The organism is Streptomyces sp. GbtcB7 (genome assembly GCF_019091445.1).
Lineage (GTDB): Bacteria > Actinomycetota > Actinomycetes > Streptomycetales > Streptomycetaceae > Streptomyces > Streptomyces mirabilis.
Window position 1 is genome coordinate 227,903 of the sequence record NZ_JAGXJM010000015.1, and the last position, 23,054, is coordinate 250,956.

The window sequence follows — 23,054 nt, forward strand, 5'->3', positions numbered from 1 at the left end:
GTGATGCTTCAGGTTCGCTGAAGAACATCGTTCTTGGCTTCAGGGTGGGAACAGTGCAGCGTAGGGGCGTGTTCCACACCCGCCGCACTGACGCAGTGCTTCTCCTTGTCGCCATCGTCTGGGGCTCCAGCTACCTGGCCGCGAAGACGGCCACCCATGCCCTGCCCGTCCTGGTGGTGCTGTTCGCGCGGTACGCGATCTCCGCCATCGCCTGCCTCGCCCTCGTCGGCGCCCGCCGCCGGAAGGAGCGCTGCACGCGGGACGAAGTACGAGTCGGGACCGTGCTGGGGATCACTCAGGCCGCTGTCCTGGTTCTGGAGACGTACGGGGTCGCGCACACCAGCGCGGCCAACGCCGGACTGATCATCAGCCTCACCATCGTGCTCACCCCGCTGCTGGACCGCACGACGGACAACGGACGGCTGCCTCCGCGCTTCTTCGCCGCCACGGGTGTGTGTCTGGTGGCCGTCGCCCTGCTCATGTCCGGCAGCGGCTTCCACACCCCCGGGATCGGCGACCTGCTGATGCTCGCCGCCGCCGTGGTGCGCGCGGCGCATGTCGCACTCGTGGGGCGGCTCACGAAGGGCCGCGTCGTGCGGCCGTTGCAGCTCACGGCCGTCCAGACGGCTGTCGGCTCGGCGCTGTTCGTCGTGCCCGCCGCCAGCGCCCTGCCGACGCTGACTCGGGTCGACGCCGCGGTCTGGGGCCAGCTCGTGTATCTCGCCCTGTTCTGCAGCGTGTTCGCCTTCCTCGCCCAGACCTGGGCGGTGCAGAAGAGCTCTGCCAGCCGGGCCAGTCTGCTGCTGGGCACCGAACCGGTCTGGGCGGTCGTGGTCGGCGTCTGCCTCGGCGGCGAAGGGTTCACCGTCCTCGCCGCCCTCGGCGCTGCGCTCATGGTCACCGGAACGTACTGGGGACAGCACATCGAACGCACCCACCGCACCACCCACATCGAGGAGTCCCCATGCCGGACAACGGCACCTACGAGCGTCTGATCAGCCTGCTCGACAGCACCGCGACCGCGTACGAACTCATCGACCACGAACCGGAAGGCACCACCGACACGGTCAGCGCACTGCGCGGGCACCCGGTGTCCGAGGCCGCGAAGTGCCTCGTCCTGATGGTCAAGATCGACCGGCGGGTCACTCGCCACGTGCTCGCGGTCGTCCCCGGGGACCGGCGTGTGGACCTCGACGCCATCCGCACGCTGTTCGCGGCCCGCTACGTCGGATTCTGCGACGCTGCCACGGCGGAGCGACTGGCCCATGCCGTCCCCGGCACCGTTCTGCCCTTCAGCTTCGACCCCGCACTCGAACTCGTCGCTGATCCGGACGTCGTCGCGCGGCCGTGCCTCTACTTCAACGCCGCCCGCCTTGATCGCTCGCTGGCCATGTCCGGGGCGGACTACGCCAGGCTCGCCGAGCCGCGTGTCGAACGCATTGCCCGTCCCGGCTCGGACTGAACAAGAAGGCCCCGCCTCCGGAATGCCGGAGGCGGGATGGTGTGGAGCTGCGGTCGACGCGCCGCCAGGTTGCGGCGCTGCTGAACGGGGGTTCGGCTGACGTACGGTTACGGCGAGTGGTCTGCGGTCGAAGTCGTAGGGGTGGGAAATGGCCGAGTTCCAGGGCGAGTTGGTGCGTGCGTTGGCCGGCACTCTGAGGGAGCACTCGACTCGGCGGGGAGGCAGGACCGCCTACGTGGACGGCCGCCGCGCCGTCACCTACCGGGAGTTGGAGGAGCGCACCGGCCGGCTGGCGGGGCATCTGGCGCGGCTCGGGGTGCGGCGCGGGGAGCGGGTCGCGATCCATCTGGGCAATCGGGTGGAGCTCGTGGAGAGCTGTCTCGGGGTGCTGCGGGCCGGGGCCATCGGCGTGCTGCTGAACCCTGGTGCGTCGGACGAAGAGCTGGGGTATTTCCTCGACGACAGCGGCGCGGTCCTGGTGATCACCGAGGAGTCGCTCGCCACCCGGGTCGCCCGACTGGCCGCTGAGCGAACCGAGTTACGGATGGCCGTCGTCGGCCAGGGCGACCTGCCCGACGACGAGCTCCGCTTCGAGGATCTGCACGCCGACGCGCTCGCCTTCGAGGACCTGGCCGGGACGGATCCTGGTGTGGCGCCCCGGGACGACCTCGGTCTCGACGATCCGGCGTGGATCCTCTACACCTCGGGCACGACCGGGGAGAGCAAGGGCGTGGTCTCCACCCAGCGTGCCGCCCTGTGGTCGGTGGCGGCGGCCTACGTGCCGGCGCACGGACTGCGGGAGGAGGACCGGCTGCTGTGGCCCCTGCCCATGTTCCACGCCTTCGCGCACTCGCTGTGCCTGATGGGAGTGATCGCGGTCGGAGCGAGCGCACGCCTCCTCGCCCCGGGTGCGAGCGTCGCCCAGGCGCTGGACGCCGAGCCGTTCACCATTCTGGCCGGGGTGCCCGCCACCTATCGCCTCCTGCTGGAGTCGCTGCGGGAGACGGCGGCCCCGGTGTCCTCGTCACTGCGCCTGTGCGTCACCGGGGGCGCACCCTGTCCCCCTGAGCTGAAGGCGGAGGTCGGCCGTGTCCTCGGCGCTCCCCTGCTCGACGGCTACGGCTCCACGGAGACCTGCGGGAAGATCGCGGTCCAGCGGCTCGACGGACCCCGCAACGACGCCTCCAGCGGGCCTCCGCTGCCGGGGCTCTCGGTGCGGCTGACCGATCCGTCCACCGGTGCCGAGGTCACCGACGGGGCCGACGGGGCCGACGGGGCCGACGGGGCCGACGGGGAGATCTGGGTCCGCGGCCCCGGACTGATGACGGGCTATCACAACCGTCCGGACGCCACCGCGAAGGCGTTCTCCGACGGTTGGTACCGCACCGGGGACCTGGGCCGGCTCGGCGCGAACGGCCATCTCCATGTCACCGGCCGGGTCAAGGAACTCATCATCCGGGGCGGGGAGAACATCAACCCGTCCGAGGTCGAACAGGTACTGCTGGCCCGTCCCGACATCGCCGACGCCGCTGTCGTCGGCCGGCGGCACGACGTGCTGGGCGAGGTGCCGGTCGCCTTCGTCGTCCCGGGACCGGACGGGTTCGACACGGCGCGGGCGCTCGCCGACTGCCGGGAGCGGCTGTCCGGGTTCAAGGTGCCGGACGAGATCTACCCGACCCCCGCGATCCCCCGCACGCCCTCCGGCAAGATCGTCCGGTCCGCGCTCGCCCAGCAGTTGACGGAGCGGCTCGCCGCCGAACGTTCGGCCGCGTCCTCGGCGTTGCGTGAGCGGCTGACGGCCGCGTCCGACGCCGTACTGGACCTGGTACTCGACGAGACCGCCCGCACGCTCGACGTCCCCGCGCAGTCGCTCGATCCCGAACTGCCCTTCACGGCCCAGGGACTCACCTCGCTCGGCGGTGTGCTGTTGCGCGACCGGCTGGGCACGGCGACCGGCCTCGATCTGCCGGCGACGCTGGTGTTCGACCATCCCACGCCGGCCGCCGCGGCGGTCCTGGTGCGCGACGCGCTGCGCGGCGACCACAGGCCCGCCGCCGCACGCACGTCCGGCGGCGGAGCCCGCGTCGAGCCCAGGGAGCCCATCGCCGTCGTGGCCATGGCATGCCGCTACCCGGGGGGCGTGGAGTCCCCGGAGGATCTGTGGCGGCTCGTCGCGGACGGCACCGACGCGACCTCGGACTTCCCCACCGACCGTGGCTGGAACACAGCCGACCTGTACGATCCCGACCCCGACCGGCCCGGCACCTCCCTCACCCGCAGGGGCGGCTTCCTGCACCGGGCGGCCGACTTCGACGCGGCCTTCTTCAACATGTCGCCGCGCGAGGCGCTGGCCACCGATCCGCAGCAACGGCTGCTGCTGGAGACCGGCTGGGAGTTGCTGGAACGGGCAGGCCTCGACCCGTCGGGGCTGCGCGGCAGCGACACCGGTGTCTTCGTCGGCGTGATGCACGCCGACTACGGGCGCCGCCTCCTGCAGCGTGGCGGACACGAACTGGAGGCGCATCTCGCCCTCGGTTCGGCGGGCAGCGTCGCCTCCGGCCGGATCGCCTACACGCTGGGGCTGCGCGGGCCCGCCGTGACGGTGGACACCGCGTGCTCGTCGTCGCTGGTGGCGATGCACACGGCCGTACGGTCCCTGCGCGACGGCGAGTGTTCGCTGGCCGTCGCGGGCGGGGTCACGGTCATGGCCTCGCCCGGCCCGTTCATCGCGTTCAGCAGGCTGCGCGGGCTGGCACCGGACGGGCGCTGCAAACCCTTCTCCGCGGCGGCCGACGGCACCGCCTGGGGCGAGGGCGTGGGGCTGGTTCTGCTGGAACGGCTGTCCGACGCGCGCCGCAACGGTCATCCGGTCCTGGCCGTGCTGCGCGGCTCGGCCGTCAACTCCGACGGCGCGTCCAACGGGCTGACCGCCCCCAACGGGCCCGCTCAGCAAAGGGTGATCCACGCGGCCCTCGCCGACGCGGGACTGTCTCCAACGGACGTGGACTCGGTGGAGGCACACGGCACGGGCACCGCGCTCGGCGATCCGATCGAGGCGCAGGCTCTGCTGGCCACGTACGGGCAGGACCGGGCAGCCCAACAGCCGCTGTGGCTGGGCTCGTTGAAGTCCAATCTCGGGCACACCCAGGCGGCGGCCGGGGTGGGCGGTGTCATCAAGACCGTACTGGCGATGCACCACGAACGGCTCCCGCGCACGCTGCACGCCGACGAGCCGTCACCACGGGTGGACTGGTCGTCGGGCGCCGTACGGCTGCTGACCCGGGACGAGGAGTGGCGGCCCGTGCCCGGGCGGCCCCGCCGGGCGGCGGTGTCGGCGTTCGGCATCGGCGGGACCAACGCGCACGTGATCCTGGAGGAGGCCGAGGCGGGCACGGTCGCCGCGGCACCCTCCCGTCGCGGCGCGGTGACACCGCCGCTGCTCCTCTCCGGCGCGAATTCGGCCGCGCTGCGGGCGCAGGCCGCACGGACCGCGGCCGTACTGCGGGAGCGCCCCGAACTCGCCCTGGTCGACGTGGCGTTCACCCACGCCACCGGCCGGGCCGCACTCCCCCACCGAGCCGCCGTCGCCGCCGAGGACCGCGCGGAGACGCTGAGCGCCCTGGACGCCCTGGCGGCGACCGCCGTGTCCCGCCCGGCGGACTCCGCCGGCCGGTCGGCCCTGCTGTTCACCGGTCAGGGAGCCCAACGCTCGGGGATGGGAAGGGAGTTGTGCGAGGTCTTCCCGGTCTTCGCCGACAGCTTCAACGCCTTGTGCGACCGCTTCGACGCGCACTTGGAACGCCCGTTGCGCTCGGTGCTCTGGGACACCGCCGAGAACGCGCTGCTGGATCGTACGGACTTCGCCCAGGCGGCCCTGTTCACCTTCGAGGTGTCCGCCTTCCGACTCCTGGAGTCCTGGGGCGTACGGCCGGACTTCCTGGTCGGACACTCGATCGGCGAGGCGGCGGCGGCGCACGCCGCGGGCATCCTGTCGGAGCGGGACGCCGTCCAACTGGTCGCGGCCCGGGGTCGGTTGATGCGGGAGCTGCCTGAGGGCGGCGCCATGGTGGCGCTCGACGCCACCGAGGTGGAGGTGACCCGCGAGCTGACCGACGGGACCGCGATCGCTGCCGTGAACGGCCCCCGCGCGGTCGTGGTCTCCGGTGTGGAGGAACCCGTCCTCGCGCTCGCCCGGCGCTTCGCCGCCCTCGGGCGCCGCACCGTCCGGCTGCGGGTCAGCCATGCCTTCCACTCCCCGCTGATGGACCCGATGCTCGCCGAATTCGGCCGTGTCGTCGGCGGACTGACGTACGGTCAGGCCCGCATTCCGGTGCTGTCGGGGCTGACGGGACGCCCGGCCGCCGGAGACGAGCTGCGGTCGGCCGAGTACTGGGTACGGCACGCCCGCGAGGCCGTGCGGTTCGGGGACGCGCTGCGCTGGCTGGCGTACGACGGGCGGGTGACCGCGTTCACCGAGATCGGGCCGGACGCGCACCTCACGGCCCAGGCCACGACGGCTCTGGCCGAGAGCGGCAAGGACCCGCTGTTCACGGCCGCCGCCCGGCGGGGCGCCCCGGAGCCGCGGACGCTGTTCGACGCGCTCGGTCGACTCCACGCCCACGGTGTGCCGGTGGACTGGCGCCGGGTGTACGCGGACAGCGGCGCCCGCCGGGTCGACCTGCCGACCTATCCCTTCCAGCGGCAGCGCTACTGGCTGTCCGAGCCCACCACCGACGCGGCAGCCGGTTCGGGCCATCCGCTGCTCACCCAGACGGTCACCGTGCCGGGCACGGAGCGTGTGCTGTGCGGTGGCCAGCTGTCCGGCGCGGCCCAGCCGTGGCTGCGCGACCATGCCGTGGGCGGGCACACCCTGGTGCCCGGGGCCGCGTTCGCCGACCTGGTGCTCCATGCCGGTGACGCGTGCGGTGTCGCCGTACTGGAGGATCTCGCCCTTCTCACCCCGCTGTTCCTCCCCGCCGCCGACGATGAGGGGATCCAGGTCCAGGTGGCCCTGGGAGAGCCGGACGGCGCCGGACGGCGCACGGCGGACGTGTACGCGCGACCGGAGGAGTCCGGTGCGCTCGGCGCCTGGACGCACCATGCGACCGGTCGGCTCGGACCGGCGGTTGCGGGTGTCCTGGAGCGCCCGGCCTCGCTCGGCGCGTGGCCGCCGCCGGGTGCCACGCCCGTGGATCTCACCGGCGCCTACGAACGGCTGGCCGCCACCGGGCTCGCGTACGGGCCGGCGTTCCGGGGCGTCACGGCCCTGTGGCGGCGAGGCGAGGAGTTGTTCGCCGAAGTCGGCCCGGTGTCGTTCCCGGAGGCCCGGCGTCACGCCCTCCACCCGGCGCTGCTGGACGCCGCCCTGCACGCGGGACTGCTTGCCCAGCCGCCCTCCGGACCGGCCCGGCTTCCGTTCGCCTGGCAGGGCCTGACGCTGCACGCGACCGGGGCCACGGCGCTGCGCGTACGCATCAGGAACACCGGCCCGGACACGGTCGGCCTCGACCTCGCCACGCCCTCGGGTGCGCCCGTGGCCCGGCTGGAGTCGATGACGACCCGACCGGTGCCGAAGGCGGGTGTCGCCCCGGTCGGAGAGCTGTACAGGCTGCGGTGGACCGGCGTTCCGGCTGTCGGCGAAGGCCCCGCCGTCGCGGTGGAGGAACCCGACGACCTGGGGCTGGCCGCGTTCCTGCCGCGGCGGGACAGGGCGTCCGGGGCCGCGGACGCTCCGGAGGTGGTCGTGGTGTCCTTGTCCGCCCACGCCGACGAGGGGACCGACCCCGCCGCCGCGGCCCACGCGCTGACCGTACGGGCACTGGATCCGCTGCGTGCGCGGCTCGCCGGTTCCGGGCGGCTGGCCGTGGTCACGCGTGGCGCCGCCGATGCGGCGCCGGACCTGCCCGCCGCGACGGTCTGGGGGTTGCTGCGGGCCGCGCAGGCCGAGTACCCCGGTCGCCTCACGCTCGTGGATGTGGACGGCCGTCCCGAGTCGCTACGGCTGCTGCCTGCCGCCCTCGGCACGGGCGAACCGCAACTGGCCATCCGGGGCGGCTTGCTGAGTGTCCCTCGGCTCGCGGCCACTCCCGGGGCGGCGGCGGACGGCTCCCTCGGCCGGGGCACCGTCCTGATCACCGGCGGCACCGGCTCCCTGGGCGCGCTGCTGGCCCGGCATCTGGTCGATCGGCACGGCGCACGGCATCTCGTGCTCGTCAGCCGACGAGGGGAGCGGGCGCCGGGGGCGCAGGCGCTGCGCTCCGAGCTCGAAGGCGCGGGGGCGCGGGTGGACCTGATGGCCTGCGACATCACCGAGCGGGATCAACTGACGTCCCTCATCAAGGAGTTCGGACCCGACGTCACCACCGTGGTGCACACGGCCGGGGTCCTGGACGACGGCGTGCTGGAAGCGATGACCCCCGAGCGGCTGGCGGCCGTACTGCGGCCGAAGGCCGACGCGGCCTGGCATCTGCACGAGCTCACGAAGGATCTGCCGCTGTCGCAGTTCGTCCTGTTCTCCTCGGCCGCCGGGCTGCTGGGCAATCCCGGCCAGGCCAACTATGCGGCGGCGAACTCCTTCCTGGACGCACTCGCCCGTCACCGCACCGCCCTCGGCCTCCCCGCGCTGTCCCTGGCCTGGGGTCCCTGGGCCGACGACGACGGGATGGCGGCGCGCGCGGGCCGGGTGCACGGCGGGGCGGTGCGCGCGGTCTCCCCGGAACAGGCGCTGGCACTGTTCGACGCCGCACTCGGCGGCCGGGAGCCGGTCCTCGCACCGCTGCCGCTGGACCGCTCGCCGGCAGCGCTGCCCGCCGGGACACAGGTTCCGCCGCCGCTGCGGGGGCTGCTGCGCCCTGCCCGGCCGACGGCCTCACCCGCGGCGGCGAACAGGGTGGCGGGCGAGGTGACGGAGCCGGACGGCGTCGCCGGGGCCTGGCGAGAGCGCCTCGCGGCACTGCCGCCGTCCGAGCGTGCGCCCACCCTGGTGGAACTGGTCCGCGCCGAGGTCGCCACGGTGCTCGGTCATGCGCAGGTCGAGGCCGTCGACCGGGACTTCCCGGAGCTCGGTCTCGACTCGCTGATGAGCGTCCTGCTGCGCAACCGGCTGAGCCTGCTCGCCGGGATCCCGCTGGCGGCCACCGTCGCGTACGACTGGCCCAGCGCGGAGCGGCTCGCGGATCACCTGTACGCCGAGCTGAGCGGCGCCCTGGCCGACGATGCCGCTGCCGCCGGGCCGCCGGCGGGCGATCGGCGTCATGAACCGACCCGCCCCGACGTCCCAACGGTTGAGCGCCGGCGCGGAACCGGCAGGTCGCTGCCGACCCTCTATCGGCAGGTCTGTGAAACGGGCGACGTCGTCTCCGCGATGCACCTCCTCGTGAGCGCGTCCCTCGCCGCACCCACCTTCGGCCACGACGAGGGTGCCCAGCACGCGATACCGCCGCTGCGACTGGCCTCGGGGGCGGACGGTCCGGCACTCGTCTGCGTTCCCGGCTTCGCCACCAACCTCGGTCGGCCCTGGTACGCGGGGCTCGCCGGCCCCTTCGACGGCGAGCGGGACGTCTTCGAACTGCGCCACCCCGGCGTCGACACCGGAGTCGCCGTGGCACGGGACCTGGAGACGCTGGCCGAACTGCACGCCGCGACCGTCCGACGGCAGCTCGGCGATCGCCCTTACGTCGTCGTGGGCCACTCCATGGGCGGTTCGGCCGCCCACGCGGTCACCGCCCGGCTGGCAGCCGACGGCGCGCCTCCGGCCGGACTCGTGCTGGTGGACTCGTACCACGTCACCCCCGATCGCGAAGCCGAGCCCTGGCTGCTGGCGATGCCCGCCCGGATCCCCGCGGCCGTCGGCGAGCGGTTCGACAGCGCGGTGGACGATCTGACCTTGCTGGCGCTGGGCGCCTACACCCGTATGTTCCGCGGCTGGGACCCTCAACCCACGCAGGTTCCCACCCTGTTGGTGCGCGCCTGCGAGCCACTGCCGGACATGCCGGAACGGTGGCGGTCGTCCTGGCCGCTCCCCCACGACACGGTGGACGCCCCCGGCAGCCATCTCGGTGTGCTGGAGGAGAACGCCCCGACGACGGCCCGGGCCGTGCGCGAGTGGATCGACGCGCTCGCTCCGGGCCGAGCAAGGACCACATGAGCGCCGCGGCGGGTTTCGTCGCCCGCCGCGGTGTGCCCGAACGGGCACGTGACCTTGCCTCTGCTCCTCCTGAAGTCCGGCGGACGAAACGCTAACGTCCCCTGGTGAGTATCAGGACCCCCGAGTCGCCACCCGAGCCCGGGGCTGCGCGCACCCGGCGCAGACGCCGCCCCGGCCCGTTCACACTGCTGGTCCTGCCGGGGCTGACCGCCGTGGTGGGGCTCGCGGTGTTCATGACGGCGACGGGCCGGTTGACCACTCTTCTGTCGCCGGACCCGAGTACGAACAGCGCGGTGGTCGCGGACGGCGCGGTCGCCGAGCACGTCGAGGATGCCTACGTCCCTTGGCTGCGTGCGGCGGCCAAGACGTGCACCGTCCTGAAGCCGTCCGTCCTCGCGGCCCAGATCGAACAACGTTCCAGCTGGGACACCGACTTCGCCACGCTCTCGGGCGAGACGGGAATCGCCGGGTTCACCGACGCGCAGTGGCGGACCTGGGGCAAGGACGAGGACGGCAACAAACGGTCCTCGCCCCGCGACCCGGTGGACGCCATCGTGGCGCTCGCCCGCGAGGACTGCGCTCTCGCCAAGAAGGTCACCCGTCTCAAGACCCATGGCACGGTCACCGGAGAGCCCCTCGACCTCATCCTCGCCGCCTACACGGTGGGCACGGACGAGGTGACCCGGGCGGGGCACGTCCCCACGAAGGCACGGACCTACGTCACCGCGGTCAAGGCACTGTTCCCGCGCTACAAGACGTACGACCGGGTGGAGAGCGGGAGTTCCGGCAGCGGGGCGGCGAGCGCGGTGCTGGCACCGCCGCTCACCTCTCTCGTGGTCACCTCACCCTTCGGCACACGCCAGCACCCGCTCACCGGTGTGACCAAGCTGCACACCGGCGTCGACTTCGCGGCGCCCCAGGGGGCCCCGATATCCGCCGCACGGCAGGGACGGGTCGTGTTCGCGGCGATGACCAAGGCCTACGGCAACCGCATCGTGATCGATCACGGCACCATCGGCGGGAAACGGCTGGAGACGACGTACAACCATCTGTCGGCCCTTCAGGTCACCTCGGGCCAGAGCGTCGACGCCGGAACGGTGATCGGTTTCGTCGGCTCGACCGGCCTGTCGACCGGCCCACACCTCCACTTCGAGGTACTCGTCGACGGAACGTACACCGACCCGATGCCATGGCTCGCCGCCGGCTCCTGACGGCGCCTTGAGCCGGTCGTCGCCCGCGCGGGCGATCCCGTGCAGGAAGCGGCTGACACGTCACGAGGTGGCTTCGCGTTCGTGCGGGGTCAGGGGCGGGCCTTCCAGGGGCGGCGTCTTTCGGCCGAGGTAGACCAGCGCGAGCATGTCGGGCATGAGCAGTCGGGCGGGTGGTTTTTCCATGCTCATCACGTCCAGGAGGATGCGCAGGGCGTGGGGGTTGCGCGAGCCGGCGTCGACGGCCTTGTCGACGAAGGCGGCGAGGGTCCGTTCGAGCCGGGTGGGCGGCTGGTCGCTGGCGTCCGGATAGAACACGTCCTGTCCCACGGCCAGGCTCCAGGCGTTCTCGACCGGCCGGGCCGCGGCCTTTTGGACGCGCCGGGCGGTACCGGGTGCGCCGAGATCCTGTTGGCGCAGGACGTGGCGCAGGGCGATCACGCTCTGCGCGGCGGCGCTCAGCCCGTGGCCGTAGACGGGGTTGTAGCCGGCGACGGCGTCGCCGAGCACGGCGAAGCCGTCGGGCCAGCGGGCGGCTCTCTCGTAGTACCGCCGCTTGTTGGCGGTACTACGGGTGGTGATGACGTCGGTCTCGGGTTTGGCGTTCGCCAGCAGTTCACCGATGACGGGGTGCGGCAGGCTCAGGGCGAAGGGCATGAACTCGTCGTTGTCGCTGCTGGGCTGCCCGCCGCGGGATCCGGCGAGCGTCACGAGCCATCGGCCGCCCTCTATGGGGACGATGATGCCGCCCCGGCCGGGGATCCGGCGGGGATCGGCCTGGACGTTGACGATGGGAAAGCCGTCCGCGGCGCTGCCGGGCGCGCGGTAGATCCTGCTGGCGTAGCCGATACCGGCGTCGACCGTGCGTTCCTGGACCGGAGGAAGTCCGAGTTCCCGCAGCCAGACGGGGGCACGGCTGGCGCGTCCGCTCGCGTCGATCACCAGGTCGGCCGGGAGGGATGTTTCGGCCTGTTCCTCGCGTATACGGACGCCGGTCACCCGGTCCCCGTCGCCCAGCAGGGCGAGCAGTTCGGTCTGCTGGAGGAGCGTGATGCGGTGGTCCCGCAGAACCCTGGTGCGGATCACCGCGTCGAGGAGGTCACGGCTGCACAGGAGGTTGGTGTGGCGGGCATGGGTGAATCTGCGGAACCACTGCCCCGAGGGGGCCTTGGACACCAGGTCGGTCATGATGCGCGGTGTGTGGGCGCCTTGGTCGACGAGTTGGTCGACGATGCCGGGCAGGAGGTCGTCGAGGGCTTTCACGCCGCCTGACCAGAGCACGTGGGCATGGCGGGCCTGCGGCAGTCCCTTGCGGGGGTGCGGGCCGTCGGGCAGCACATCGCGTTCGATGATCCGCACGTCTGCGAAGTCGGCGAGCACGGCCGCGGCGAGCATGCCCGTCATACCCCCTCCGATGACCACCGCGGTACGGCGGGAGGCAGTTCTGGCAGACGACGACATAGGGTGCACTCTTTTCTGTTGCGGGGAACGGGAGTCTCAGTCACGGCCGGCGGCCGTACGGGCGGCGGCCTGCCGTCGTGCTCGGGCGACGATCGGGGACGAGGACAGCGCGCGCGACAGCAGAACCATCCGTTGCGGTCGGGAAATGGACTCCAGGGTTCCCGCTCTCGCCGGTACCTCCGCGCGGCCGTCGTGGCGGACCTGTACACGGGCCGCGGCCAGCATGGCCGCCTCGGCCACCACCGTGGCCTGGTGCGGTGATCGGACTCCGGAGGTGCCGTCGGCGGCGAGTGACGCCACGGCCTCGGCGTACGCGGTCGTGCGCACCTGGTCATCGAGATAGGGCGAGCAGACCAGAACGCCGTCCCAGATGGCGATCTCCTGGCGCGCCAGGCGCACGACCGGCGGATCCCACCAGCGGATGATCCCCTCGGTCGGCGCGCGCAGCGTCTGCAGCTCCGCCCAGAGGGGCTTCAGGAGTCGGTAGCGCTTCCACGCGCGCAGATTGTCGACCGCCGGCGGCCCGACCCGGGGGACGGCGAAGCCGGCGGCGGTGGTGACGCCGGCGAGCATGACGAGCGGTGGGGACACGTCGGTGGAGAGGAAATCCCAGTCCACGCCGTTCCAGCGGGCGGCCATGGCCGTGTACTTGGCGATCTGGTAGCCCGCGTCGAACGTCAGGCCGACGATGAGCAGGATCAGACCGACGCGGGTCACGCCGCGCACCTCTCGCAGCCAGCTCACGCTCATGACGGCGAGAGCGACGGTGGCGGCCGTGTGCGCGACCATGTACAGCACGATCATTTCCCGCATGCAGGGCGTGTTGGCGTAGTACGTGTCCAGGTCCTGGGTCCGTTCCACGGGGACCTCGGCCAGGCCGAACAGGACCCAGATTCCCGCGATGACCAGTGCGTAGACGCCCAGTACGAGCCGGGCGGCGCGCTGTTGCGTCTCAGAGGGTCCGCCCTTCCACCGGATCATGAGGACGAGGTAGCTCGCACTGAGCGCCGTCATGCCGGCGTACACCAGCGGGGCGCTGAAGTTCGCGACGCCGGTCGCGTCATTGACGTACCGGATCGTCGGCGGGGCGGACAGAACGCACACGGCGGAGCCGACCAGCAGGATCGCGTTGCTCGGCGCGACCAGGGAATCCCGCCAGAGGCCCGTGCCCGCCGACAGCTTCAGTCCCGCGGCGACCAGGAGAAGAGCGCCGGGTATGTAGAAGACGATGCCGCTGTCCACTAGGCCTGCCTGCCTTCTGGGGATGTACGTGGGACCGGTCGATCGGACGGCGGAAAGGGCGCCGTGGCCCGCCGGGGCGTGTCCGGTGGCGGGACGGGCCGGCGCGGGGGCACGCCGTGCGGGCTCATGACGGGGTTCTCTCGTCAGCGGGGGCCGCGGCGGCCACGCGGGCCGCCGCGACAATGGGGGACGTACGCAACGCATGCGCCACGCCCATCAAGGTGGCGCGCGCCATGAGGCCCGCGGAGTGGTCGAGTACGGCGGTTTCGGCGGGCGCGCCGTCGGGGTGGACCCGAACGGCGGCGGCGATCATCGCGGCGAGGCCGATGCGGGAGGCGTCCTCGTCGCCGAGTCCCGCGGACCGAGCCGCTGACTGCGCCCGGGCTCGGATCCGGTCGTCGAGCTGCGGGCGAAGGAGGTTCAGCCCGTCCTGAATGCCGGCCTCACGCCGGGTGAGCCGCACGGCGTACGACGAATACCAGGGGATCGGAGCGGCGAGCGGACTCCCCGGGGAGGCACCGCCGAGTTCGTGCCACAGCGGGCCGAGCCGCCGCCAGGTCGCCACGGTGCGCCAGAGCAGGCCCAGCCGCGGCCCGAACAGCGGCACCGTGAAGCCGACGGTGGCGACGGTGGCGGCCAGGCCCGCCATGCCGGGCGCCAGGCTGGTGCTCAGCACGTCCCAGTCCCCGCCGGCCCACCGCGCCGCCACCGCGGTCAGCTTCAGGGTGCTGAAGGACAGGTTCAGCAGCCATCCGGCCACGAGGAGCCACAGCCCGGCCCGCAGCCATCCGCGCACCTCCAGCGCCCAGCGCCGGCACAGCGCCGTGGTGGCCACCGCCGCGGTGATGTGACCGAGCAGGTACAGCGCGATCATCTGCCCGATCCAGGGCGTGGTGGCGTAGTAGGTGTCGAGATCCGTACGGCGCTCGACGGGGGCGTCCCCGGCCACGAAGAGGACGATGATCAAGGTGATCAGCACGCTGTAGCCGATCTGCCAGCGTCGGGCGAGGCGGCGTACGTCGTCGGCCGGCCCGCCGCGCCAGTGAAGGATCAGCAGCAGGCAGGCGGCGCTGTAGGCGCTGACGATGACGTAGTCCAGCGGGGCGGCGAGGTTCGGGATGCCGCTCGCTCTGTTCACGGCGGCGACGGTGGGCGGGGCGGCGAAGAGGAATCCGGCGCCTCCGAGGAAGATCACCCAGCAGACCGAGCGGACCAGGGGGTCGCGCCAGGTTCGGATCAGATCCGGCAGTTTCACTCCGAGGCCGGCCCACAGGGCCAGCGCGGGTATGTAGTAGCGCGAGGCGTTCACGGCTCAGACCTGGGACCGGCGGTGTCCCAGTGAGGCGCCGATCCGGCCGGCGATCTGGGACCGGTCCGTGGCGAGGCTGCCCGGTTCCCCTTCCAGCCAGATCCGCAGATGCGTCACCGCCCGCAGGGCGAAGGTCTCGGCTTCCTGCTCCGACCGTTCGTGGAACTCGGTTCGCGCGGCCACGGCCCTCACCGTCCGCTGCACATCGGCCCGGTCGCTCAGCACGCGTGCGGCGACGGGCACCCCGGCGGCGTGGTGGCCGCAATCGCCCTTGATCATGTGCCAGATCTCGTGGCAGAGGATGGCCAGTTGGTGGACGGGCGCTGCCCGCGCGTCGACGAGGACGATGTCGTGGTCCGGCATGTCGAGCCACAGTCCCGTGGCGGTGCGGTGCGGGAACTCCTCTTTGAGGAGGACGACCTCACGGCCCCTGATGTCGGCGACCACGGCGATGAGCGCGTCGAACAGCGCGTCAGGAGCGGCGGGTACGGGCAGGCTCACGCCGTCGACCAACTGGCCGATCAGGTTCCGCATCTCCTTGGCTCTGCCTGTGCGCACCGCTCTCCCCCGCGAACTTCAGCATGGGGCACCGTCGCACGACGCCCGCCGATCCCACCCTGCCTGCACCCACCCGGCCGAAGGTACGCCCGACTCGGCCTGTCAATATGCCAAACAAGGTGCCTTGTCGGCCACGCCAGGCTCTGCGGTGTGCAGCAAGCTGAGGGGGATCAAATACCGATCAAACGGGATACACACGCATCCGGTCCTGGCGCATCCGATGCGTTCCGGACGCGCTCCGGCCCGCGCGCGGGACGCCTGCCGGTGGCTGCGCCCGGCGGACGGCGCGGCGTGGACTTCCCGCCCCGGGCGGCGACGCGCCTGCAAACGACCGAGTGCCCCCATGATCAGTGCCCTTCGGTGTGCGAACTGTCCGATCCCGAACCCCGTACCCGCTGAGCGTTTCTGCGCTGCAGGATGGTGTCGATCCAGTCAGTCACCAACTGAAGCTCTTCTTCGGCCAATTGCGGGGCGCGCGCGGCCAACTCCCTCAGCCCGTGCGTACTGCGCAGCCGAGCCATCGGATCGGCCGCCTTTCCCTCCAGGCCGCGCAGGACGGGCTGGAGAGCGTTGTCGAGCGAGGCCTGCGGTTCGGCGGAGAGCCAGCCGTTGGGCTGGCCGAAGAAGAACGTCTCGATGCCGGCCTGGGTGGATGCCAACGGGCCACCGGAGCGGGCCGGGCGCCGCTCCCCCGTCTGTTGCGAGGGCACCTGCTCCGAGGGCACCTGCTCCGAGAGCCCTTGCCGCGAGAGCGCCTGCTGCGAAGGCATCTGTGGCGAGGGCGTCTTCCGGCGGCTGTTGACGAGGTTCGACAGGGATGCCCGGGAGGCCCCGTAGGAGGCGGCGATCTCGTCGTAGGAGTGGCGGGTCCCGTCGGGGCGCAGGCGTGTCTCGCGCAGGTGGACGATGCGGCGGACGATGCGGTCGGTGATGTCCTCGGCGGGTGGCTCCTCGCCGTCCAGCAGCATCCGGACGACGTCGCGCGGGACACCGCTCTCCTTCGAGAGCTGTTCCACGTCGAGCACGTCGTCGCGGCTTTGCCCGTCCCCGATCAGGGAGCCGATACGTCTGAGCGTCTCGGCGAGCGCTCGGCGCGTTTCTCTCACCGGCAGGTCTCCTGATGTCGGACGGGGGGGGAACTGCACGTTGACTTCGGAGACTTTAGCCGCTGCCGGGCTCGGCCAGCCAGAGCGGAAGATACTCCAATAGCCGTACTCGGCCAGAACAGTTGACATGACTGGCCGGGGATTGCAGGATCACGACACGACGTGCGGACCGGTCGTCACGCTGCGGGGATGGGGGAGCCCGCGTGCGCTCAGACGCGGGTCCCACGGAGTGTTCCGGGCTGCGGCGGTGCACCATCACGGGGTGTGCGGTCGCAGCCCGGGCCGATTCCCGCCGGCGTCGGCCGCGTCGCGCGGAGGAGCCGCAGCGCGCGAAAGAGCCGTGTCGCGCGGAGGCGGGGTCGACGGGCGTTGCCCCGACAGCAAGCGCTCTCTAGACTCCCGTGCGATGGACGCGGAAACCGCTCTCGATGACGCCTACTTCGACTACTGCCCCTGGGACTTCGTGGGCCGTGCCTCCGCCGGGCAGCGGGCCGCGCAGGACGCGCACCAGCGACGGCTGGCGGAATCGGGCGCGCGCCTCGGGCCGCGTTGTTACGTCTCGCCGGCCGCCGGGGTCTTCACCGACTCACTGCGCCTGGGCACCGACTCCTACGTCGCCGGGCACGCCTACGTCACCGGTCAGGTGACCGCGGGCGACGACTGCACGGTCAACCCGTATGCCACGGTCCGGGGCCGGATCACCCTCGGTGACGGGGTCCGGATCGGCGCGCACAGTTCGCTGCTCGGCTTCAACCACGGCTTCGCCCCCGACCGGCCGGTACACCGGCAGCCCCTCACTGGCAAGGGCATCATCGTCGGCGACGACGTGTGGATCGGCTCGCACGTGGTCGTACTGGACGGGGTGACGATCGGCGACCACTGCGTCGTGGGCGCGGGCGCGGTCGTCACCAAGGATCTCGCGCCGTGGACGATCGCGGCGGGCAACCCGGCCCGGCCCCTGCGCGATCGCCGCGCCCAGGGCGGACCACGACGAGATCGAGCGGTCTCTGGCGACCAGCCGCGCGGACTCTCGGACGACCTGTCAGGCGACCGCCCGGGGGACCCGTCGGGCGACTTGGGGGACGCCGTCGCCCGGTTCGCCGACCGGGCCCGGGAGCAGGCCGCCGATCTCGTCGCCCGGTGCTGGAACCCCGACACCGGCCGCTACGCCGACCGGCCGGGCGCTCCCGCGACCGTTCGAGCACACTGCGACGCCGTCGAGATCGCCGACCTGCTGCTGGGCTCGCCTCCGGAGCAGTTGGCCGCCGACGAACACGCCGCGCGGCTGCGCGCCCTTCAGGATCCGGGCAGCGGACTGGTGCCCGAGTTCGCTCCGGACGGCGGCCCGGGGGTGCTTCCCGCCCCGGCCGCCGACGGCTGGATCGATGACGGCACCGCCGAGTACCACGTGCTGGCCGTGGGCTACGCCCTGGACCTGCTGGGTTCCCGCCTCACCCGACCCGTGCACGTGGTGCGGCGTATGACGGCCGGTCAGCTGCTCGCGCGGCTGGAGTCACTGCCGTGGCGGACGCGGACCTGGTCCGCCGGCGCGTGGGTGGACTGCTGGGCGACCGGCGCCCATCGCAATCTGGAGCTCGGCGTCGAGGACGGGGAGCCGGGGGCGCTGGAGGCGCTGTTCGGCTGGCTCACCACACGGGTGGACCCGTGGACGGGGATGTGGGGCACCGCCGGGTCGCCCGCCGCGGGCCGGTTGCAGCTGGTCAACGGCTACTACCGGCTCACCCGGGGTTCCTACGCCCAGTTCGGGCTCGATGTGCCGTACGCGGAGCGGGTCGTGGACACCGTACTGGCCCACGGCCGAGATCAGCGCTGGTTCGCGGCCGGCCGGGAGAACGCCTGCAACGTGCTGGACGTGGCCCATCCCCTGTGGCTCACGGGACGGCGCAGCGGACATCGGGCGGCCGAGGTGCGGGCGTGGGCCGAGGAGCAGCTGACGCGGGCGCTGGGGCGGTGGCGGGACGGCGCCGGATTCGGTTTCGGTCCCGCGGGCGAGGGCGGTGGGGGTCCGGGCCGGGAGCCGGGGCTTCAGGGCACCGAGATGTGGCTCGCGATCGTATGGCTGCTCGCGGATCTGGTGGGCGTGGCGGACCGGCTCGCGTACCGGCCGCGCGGCGTCCATCGCCCGGAGCCGGCCCGGTCGCCGGGGTTCGCGACACCCGGGTAGCCCGCGCGGAACGCCGCGTCCCCCGGGGCGTGCGCTTACGGTTGGGCCGCGCGGTGCGCCACCCCCTGGCATGCTGCACCCATGCCGACGCCCACACAGCCGTCCTCGTCCGCCGAAGCCTCCGCCACCTCGGTCAACGGCCTGCGCATACAGGCACGTTCGGTGGAACAGCGCATACACGGCGCTGGGAACGTCCTGCACGACGTGTCCCTCGACGTCGCGCCCGGGCGGCTCACCGTGATCGCCGGGAGCAGCGGGGCGGGCAAGACGATCCTGTTGCAGACGCTCGCCGGGCTGCGCGCGCCGACGGAGGGGACGGTCCTGCACGACGGGACGCAACCCGGCCCGCCGGGGCCGGAGTTCGGGTTCGTTCCGCAGGAGGACATCATCCACCGCGAGCTGCCGCTGCGCCGGACGCTGGTGTACGCGGCGGGTCTGCGCATGCCGCCGGGCACGACACCCGAGTCCGTCGCGACGGGCGTGGACCGGGTCCTGGAGGCTCTCGGTCTCTCCTCCCGGGCGGCGACGCCCGTGCGCGCGCTGAGCGGCGGGGAGCGCAAACGGGCCAGTATCGCCGCCGAGTTGCTCACCCGCCCCCGCGTGCTCTTCCTCGACGAGCCCACCTCCGGGCTCGACCCGGTGACCGGTGCCGCCCTGCTGCGGACCCTGCGCGCGCTGGCCGAGGACGGCACCACCGTCGTCCTCACCACGCACACGCTCGCCGATCTGCTCCGCGGAGACCAGGTGGTGTTCCTCTCCCCCGACGGCGAGGTCGCGTACGCCGGTGAACCGGGCCCGCTGTGCGGGGCGTTCGGGGTGGGCACGGTCGAGGAGGTGTACGAGGCGGTGGCCCAGGGCGCACGCGTCGAGCACGCCGCGCCGCCGGACGACGTACGCCAAGCCGACACACTGTCACCTCCGGTTCCCGTCCGGCGTGTCGGTGCCCTGCGCCAATGGGCGCTGCTCACCCGTCGCGGTACCGCGCTCCTCCTGCACAACCGCCTCTCCGTCGCCGTCCTTGCCGGTTCGCCGGTGATGATCGTGGCGATGTTCGCGGTGCTGTTCCGGGCGGGCGCCTTCGATCGCGCGACGCCCGACCCCGGATCGACCGCGATGATCATGTTCTGGATCGCGTTCGGCGCGTTCTTCTTCGGCCTGACGTACGGGCTGCTGCAGATCTGCACCGAACTGCCCGTACTGCGCCGGGAATGGCTGGCCGGACTGCGGATCGGTCCCTACGTCGCGTCGAAGCTGACCACCATGCTGCCGGTGCTCGCGGTCGCCGACGTACTGCTGCTGGTGGTACTGCGGGCACTGGACCGGCTGCCCGCGGCCGGATGGGGCACGTACGGTTCGCTGTTCGTGTCCAGCGTGCTGGCCTCGGCGGCGGCCCTCGCGCTGGGTCTGCTGGCCTCGGCCGCGGTGACGGAGCCGAGCCAGGCGACGCTGATGCTGCCGCTGCTGTGCTTCCCGCAGGTGCTGTTCTCGGGGGCGTTCGTGCCGGTGCCGCGGATGACCGGTGCCGGGGAGGCGATCAGCTGGGCGATGACCAACCGGTGGGCGTTCGAGGCACTGGGCAGCGGGGTCGGCCTGGAGTCGCTGTGGCGCACGGGCGCGTCGCCCCTGGGACAGCCGCTGCTGGACTCGTACGGGGACTCCTTCGGTCATCCGGCGAGCCGCGGCTGGTTGATTCTCGCGGGGTTCGCGGTGCTGTTCCTCGCGCTGACGTGGGCGGTTCTGGTGCGCAAGTGCCGGGAGGGCGCGGTACGGAGCCGGGCGGGTCGCTGAGCGCCATGCCCGGCCGCCGGGGGCGCGTCCAGGTCCACGACGGCTGTCACGCCCCCCAGCCCCTCAGCACCCCACCCGAGCCGCCAGCCCCGTCACCCCCGGCACCCGGTCGCGGTAGGTCTGAGTCACGAACGTCAGGAACGTCTCGATGTCCCTGGGCTGGGACGACACGCCCAGGGAGATGCGGACGGCACCCGCGGAAGGCAGCCGCAGCAAGTCCAAGTACTCCTCCATCGAACCGAGTTGCCTGCCAGCGGCCGAGCGCAGCCGGCGCAGCGGCAGTGCGAACGCCGCCTCGCCGGCACCCGGGTTGCAGAAGCAGCCGGTCCGCAGGGAAATGCGGCGCGCGGCGCTGTCACGGGTGACGACGCGTTCGTCGACGATCCGGCCGTCCGCACCCAACAGGTTGAGCGCGACCGTGCCGCCACGGGCCGCCCCGGCATCCGAGGGGCCGTACACGCGGGCCATCGGGGAACCGTCGCTGTGGCGCAACGCGCGCAGGCCGATGAGCAGTTGGTCCGTGAGGGCGGTGACGTGGGCGTGCACCCGGTCCATGCCGATGCGGTCGATCCACTCCAGCCCGGCGGTGACGTCCGGCACGGACAGGAAGTTCACCGTGCCGTCCTCGAAGGCCGCCTCGTCGTCGGCGAGGACGTGCCACTGCGCCTGCGCGCTGACCGCGTAGATCGTGCCACCCGAGAACCAGGGCCGGCGCAGCTTGGCGAGGGCCTCCCGGCGGGCGATCAGACTGCCGATGCCGGTGGGGTGGCCGAAGACCTTGTACCAGCTGACCACGGTGAAGTCCGGGTAGAACCGGCCGAGGTCGAGCGGGTTCGTCGGCACGAAGGCGGCCGCGTCCAGCAGGACGTCGTAGCCCTGCTCCTGTGCCCGCGCGATCCACTCCAGCGCATGCTGGACGCCGGTGAAGTTGCTCTGGGCCGGGTAGGCCAGCAGCCCGCGCGGCCCCACGCCACCGCGCCGCCCCAGGCGGCTCAGGCGGCTCAGGTGACGCCCGGGACCGCGTCCGCGCGCGGTGAGCGCGTCCCACAGCCGTTCCTCGTCGATCCGCAGACCGGGCCCGCTCACGGGGACGTACGCCGTCGCGGCTCCTCTGGTCCGCGCGTACTCGCGCAGACCGTTGACCGAGTTGTGGTTGTCCAGCGACATCACCAGCCTGCTGCCGCGCGCGAACGGATACGCCTCGCCGACCAGGCGCAGCGCGCCCGTGGCGTTGGGCGTGAAGATCACGGCGTACTCGGTGGGGTCCGCGCCGAAGTGCCGCAGCACCGCGCGGCGGGCCTCCGCGAGCAGCACTCCCGAGGCGCGGGAGGCCGGGCTCTCGGAGTGCGGGTTGCCGAATAAACCGCCGGTGATCCGTTCGGCACTCCCCGTGACGAGCGAGCGCGGCGGAAGCCCGGCGCCCGTGTGGTCGAGGTAGGTGTGGCCGCCCTCGTCGAGATAGCCGAAGTCGCGCGCCCGCAGCCCGGCGAAGGCGTCCGCGCCCCCTTCGCCGGCGGCAGTGCCTCCGGAAGGCTTTTCGGTCGCGCGTATGTGGCCGCTGCCCGGTGCTTTGTCCATGAGTTCCCTCCGCCCGGCCGGCCCTTCCCCGTGCCCCGGACCGACCCTCCATGAAGCTTCACCAAAGGTATCCGTACGGACCGGCCCCTCCCCTGTGCCGCGGCATCGAACAGTGATTGGGTGGGCGCGGCCATACCGTTCGAACCGCAGGAGAACCCCGCAGTCATGAGCAACGCTTACATGTACGAGTACAAGGTCGTCACCTTCCGGGAGTCGCTCATCGGCGACGCGCTGGACAGCGACAAGCTGGAGAAGGTTCTGAACAAGCACGCCGGGGACGGCTGGGCGCTCAAGGCGATCACGTCCGCCGATGTCAAGGGCCGCATAGGCCCCGGCGCGGTGGAGGGGCTGCTCCTGACCTTCGAGCGACCCCTGGGGTAAATCCATTTATGCCCGTTTATGTCCTTGTATGGTGCGTAGGAGGCCGAGGCGCGGGATGCTGGAGCTGATGAGACAGCGGATCCGCGGGTACTCCTGAGCCGTCGGAGGCCTTCCGGTGCGGAAGGCCTCCCCGGGCTGGGCGGGTGCCGGTCGCTTGCCGTACGCCTCCGGCATCCCGGAGTACTCGTGTCCAGCCGCTGCCGGCCAGTGAGGTCAGGACGGTACAGCGATGAAGAGCGACGGAACACTCGACCGTGCGGTTGTCTCCAGCCACTCGGTGTTCGGAGCGCCCTGCTGGGTCAGCCTGGCCACACGCGATCTGCGGGCCGCGCAGGACTTCTACCACGCGGTGCTGGGCTGGGAGTGGCACACGGGCAGGCTGGGCAGGGAGTACCGGTTCGCCCGGGTCAACGGGGTGCCGGTCGCCGGCGTATCGGCGATGTCCGGCATCGGAGAGAGGATGGCCACGTGGACCCCGTATTTCGCGGTGGCGAGTGCGGACGAGACGGTGTCCCGTAGTCAGGAGCGCGGGGGTACGACCGCGGTGGGGCCTATCTCGTTCCCGCCGGGCCGGGCGGCGCTGCTGGCCGACCGGGACGGAGCGGTGTTCGGCATCTGGGAGGGCGAGCT

At 72.4% G+C, this 23,054-nt stretch carries 14 protein-coding genes; 8 read left to right on the plus strand and 6 right to left on the minus strand.

The genetic code is table 11. The features are described 5' to 3' along the window. Positions 1 to 68: 68 nt before the first annotated feature. From KVT44_RS25250 to KVT44_RS25265, 4 genes are all read left to right on the plus strand, one after another. Positions 69 to 995 (plus strand): DMT family transporter, encoded by a 927-nt coding sequence (locus KVT44_RS25250; RefSeq protein WP_190170571.1) that lies wholly within the window; start codon positions 69 to 71, stop codon positions 993 to 995. Next, positions 965 to 1,462 (plus strand): YbaK/EbsC family protein, encoded by a 498-nt coding sequence (locus KVT44_RS25255; protein WP_217568769.1) that lies wholly within the window; start codon positions 965 to 967, stop codon positions 1,460 to 1,462. The genes KVT44_RS25250 and KVT44_RS25255 overlap by 31 nt, the downstream gene beginning before the upstream one ends. A gap of 148 nt (positions 1,463 to 1,610) precedes the next feature. Next, the gene (locus KVT44_RS25260; protein WP_217568771.1) at positions 1,611 to 9,608 is read left to right on the plus strand and encodes a type I polyketide synthase; all 7,998 of its coding nucleotides are present in this window, start codon (positions 1,611 to 1,613) and stop codon (positions 9,606 to 9,608) included. Between the two features lie 104 nt (positions 9,609 to 9,712). Then, on the plus strand, positions 9,713 to 10,819 hold the full coding sequence (locus KVT44_RS25265; protein ID WP_308314094.1) for a M23 family metallopeptidase: 1,107 nt from the start codon (positions 9,713 to 9,715) through the stop codon (positions 10,817 to 10,819). 60 nt (positions 10,820 to 10,879) lie between these two features. On the opposite strand, the gene KVT44_RS25270 is transcribed toward KVT44_RS25265, so the two are convergent. The 5 genes from KVT44_RS25270 to KVT44_RS25290 form a co-directional block, all read right to left on the minus strand. Beyond that, positions 10,880 to 12,277: an NAD(P)/FAD-dependent oxidoreductase gene (locus KVT44_RS25270; RefSeq protein WP_217568773.1), complete on the minus strand. Its 1,398-nt coding sequence runs from the start codon at positions 12,275 to 12,277 to the stop codon at positions 10,880 to 10,882. A gap of 36 nt (positions 12,278 to 12,313) precedes the next feature. Beyond that, positions 12,314 to 13,519: a DUF6545 domain-containing protein gene (locus KVT44_RS25275; protein WP_217568775.1), complete on the minus strand. Its 1,206-nt coding sequence runs from the start codon at positions 13,517 to 13,519 to the stop codon at positions 12,314 to 12,316. Between the two features lie 124 nt (positions 13,520 to 13,643). Beyond that, entirely contained in the window at positions 13,644 to 14,828 is a 1,185-nt protein-coding gene (locus KVT44_RS25280; RefSeq protein ID WP_217568777.1) for an MAB_1171c family putative transporter, read from the minus strand. A 3-nt stretch (positions 14,829 to 14,831) separates the two neighbouring features. After that, positions 14,832 to 15,386, minus strand: coding sequence for a toxin-antitoxin system, toxin component (locus KVT44_RS25285; RefSeq protein WP_308314095.1), 555 nt, complete (start codon positions 15,384 to 15,386; stop codon positions 14,832 to 14,834). Between the two features lie 347 nt (positions 15,387 to 15,733). Next, on the minus strand, positions 15,734 to 16,492 hold the full coding sequence (locus KVT44_RS25290) for a hypothetical protein (RefSeq protein WP_217568779.1): 759 nt from the start codon (positions 16,490 to 16,492) through the stop codon (positions 15,734 to 15,736). A gap of 406 nt (positions 16,493 to 16,898) precedes the next feature. Between KVT44_RS25290 and KVT44_RS25295 the strand changes: the two genes are divergently transcribed. Beyond that, the gene (locus KVT44_RS25295; RefSeq protein WP_217568781.1) at positions 16,899 to 18,677 is read left to right on the plus strand and encodes an acyltransferase; all 1,779 of its coding nucleotides are present in this window, start codon (positions 16,899 to 16,901) and stop codon (positions 18,675 to 18,677) included. 81 nt (positions 18,678 to 18,758) lie between these two features. Further along, positions 18,759 to 20,465, plus strand: a complete 1,707-nt coding sequence (locus tag KVT44_RS25300) for an ATP-binding cassette domain-containing protein (RefSeq protein WP_217568783.1) — start codon at positions 18,759 to 18,761, stop codon at positions 20,463 to 20,465. A gap of 63 nt (positions 20,466 to 20,528) precedes the next feature. Here KVT44_RS25300 and KVT44_RS25305 read toward each other — a convergent pair whose 3' ends face one another. Next, complete coding sequence (locus KVT44_RS25305) at positions 20,529 to 22,043, minus strand: aminotransferase class V-fold PLP-dependent enzyme (protein ID WP_217568785.1); 1,515 nt, start codon at positions 22,041 to 22,043, stop codon at positions 20,529 to 20,531. 165 nt (positions 22,044 to 22,208) lie between these two features. Here KVT44_RS25305 and KVT44_RS25310 point away from each other — a divergent pair, with 165 nt between their 5' ends. After that, positions 22,209 to 22,424 carry a DUF4177 domain-containing protein gene (locus tag KVT44_RS25310; protein WP_217568787.1) on the plus strand — a complete coding sequence of 72 codons (216 nt, stop codon included), beginning with the start codon at positions 22,209 to 22,211 and terminating at the stop codon, positions 22,422 to 22,424. Positions 22,425 to 22,653: 229 nt separating this feature from the next. Further along, the coding region (locus KVT44_RS25315) for a VOC family protein (protein ID WP_217568789.1) at positions 22,654 to 23,054 on the plus strand (401 nt) is incomplete at its 3' end.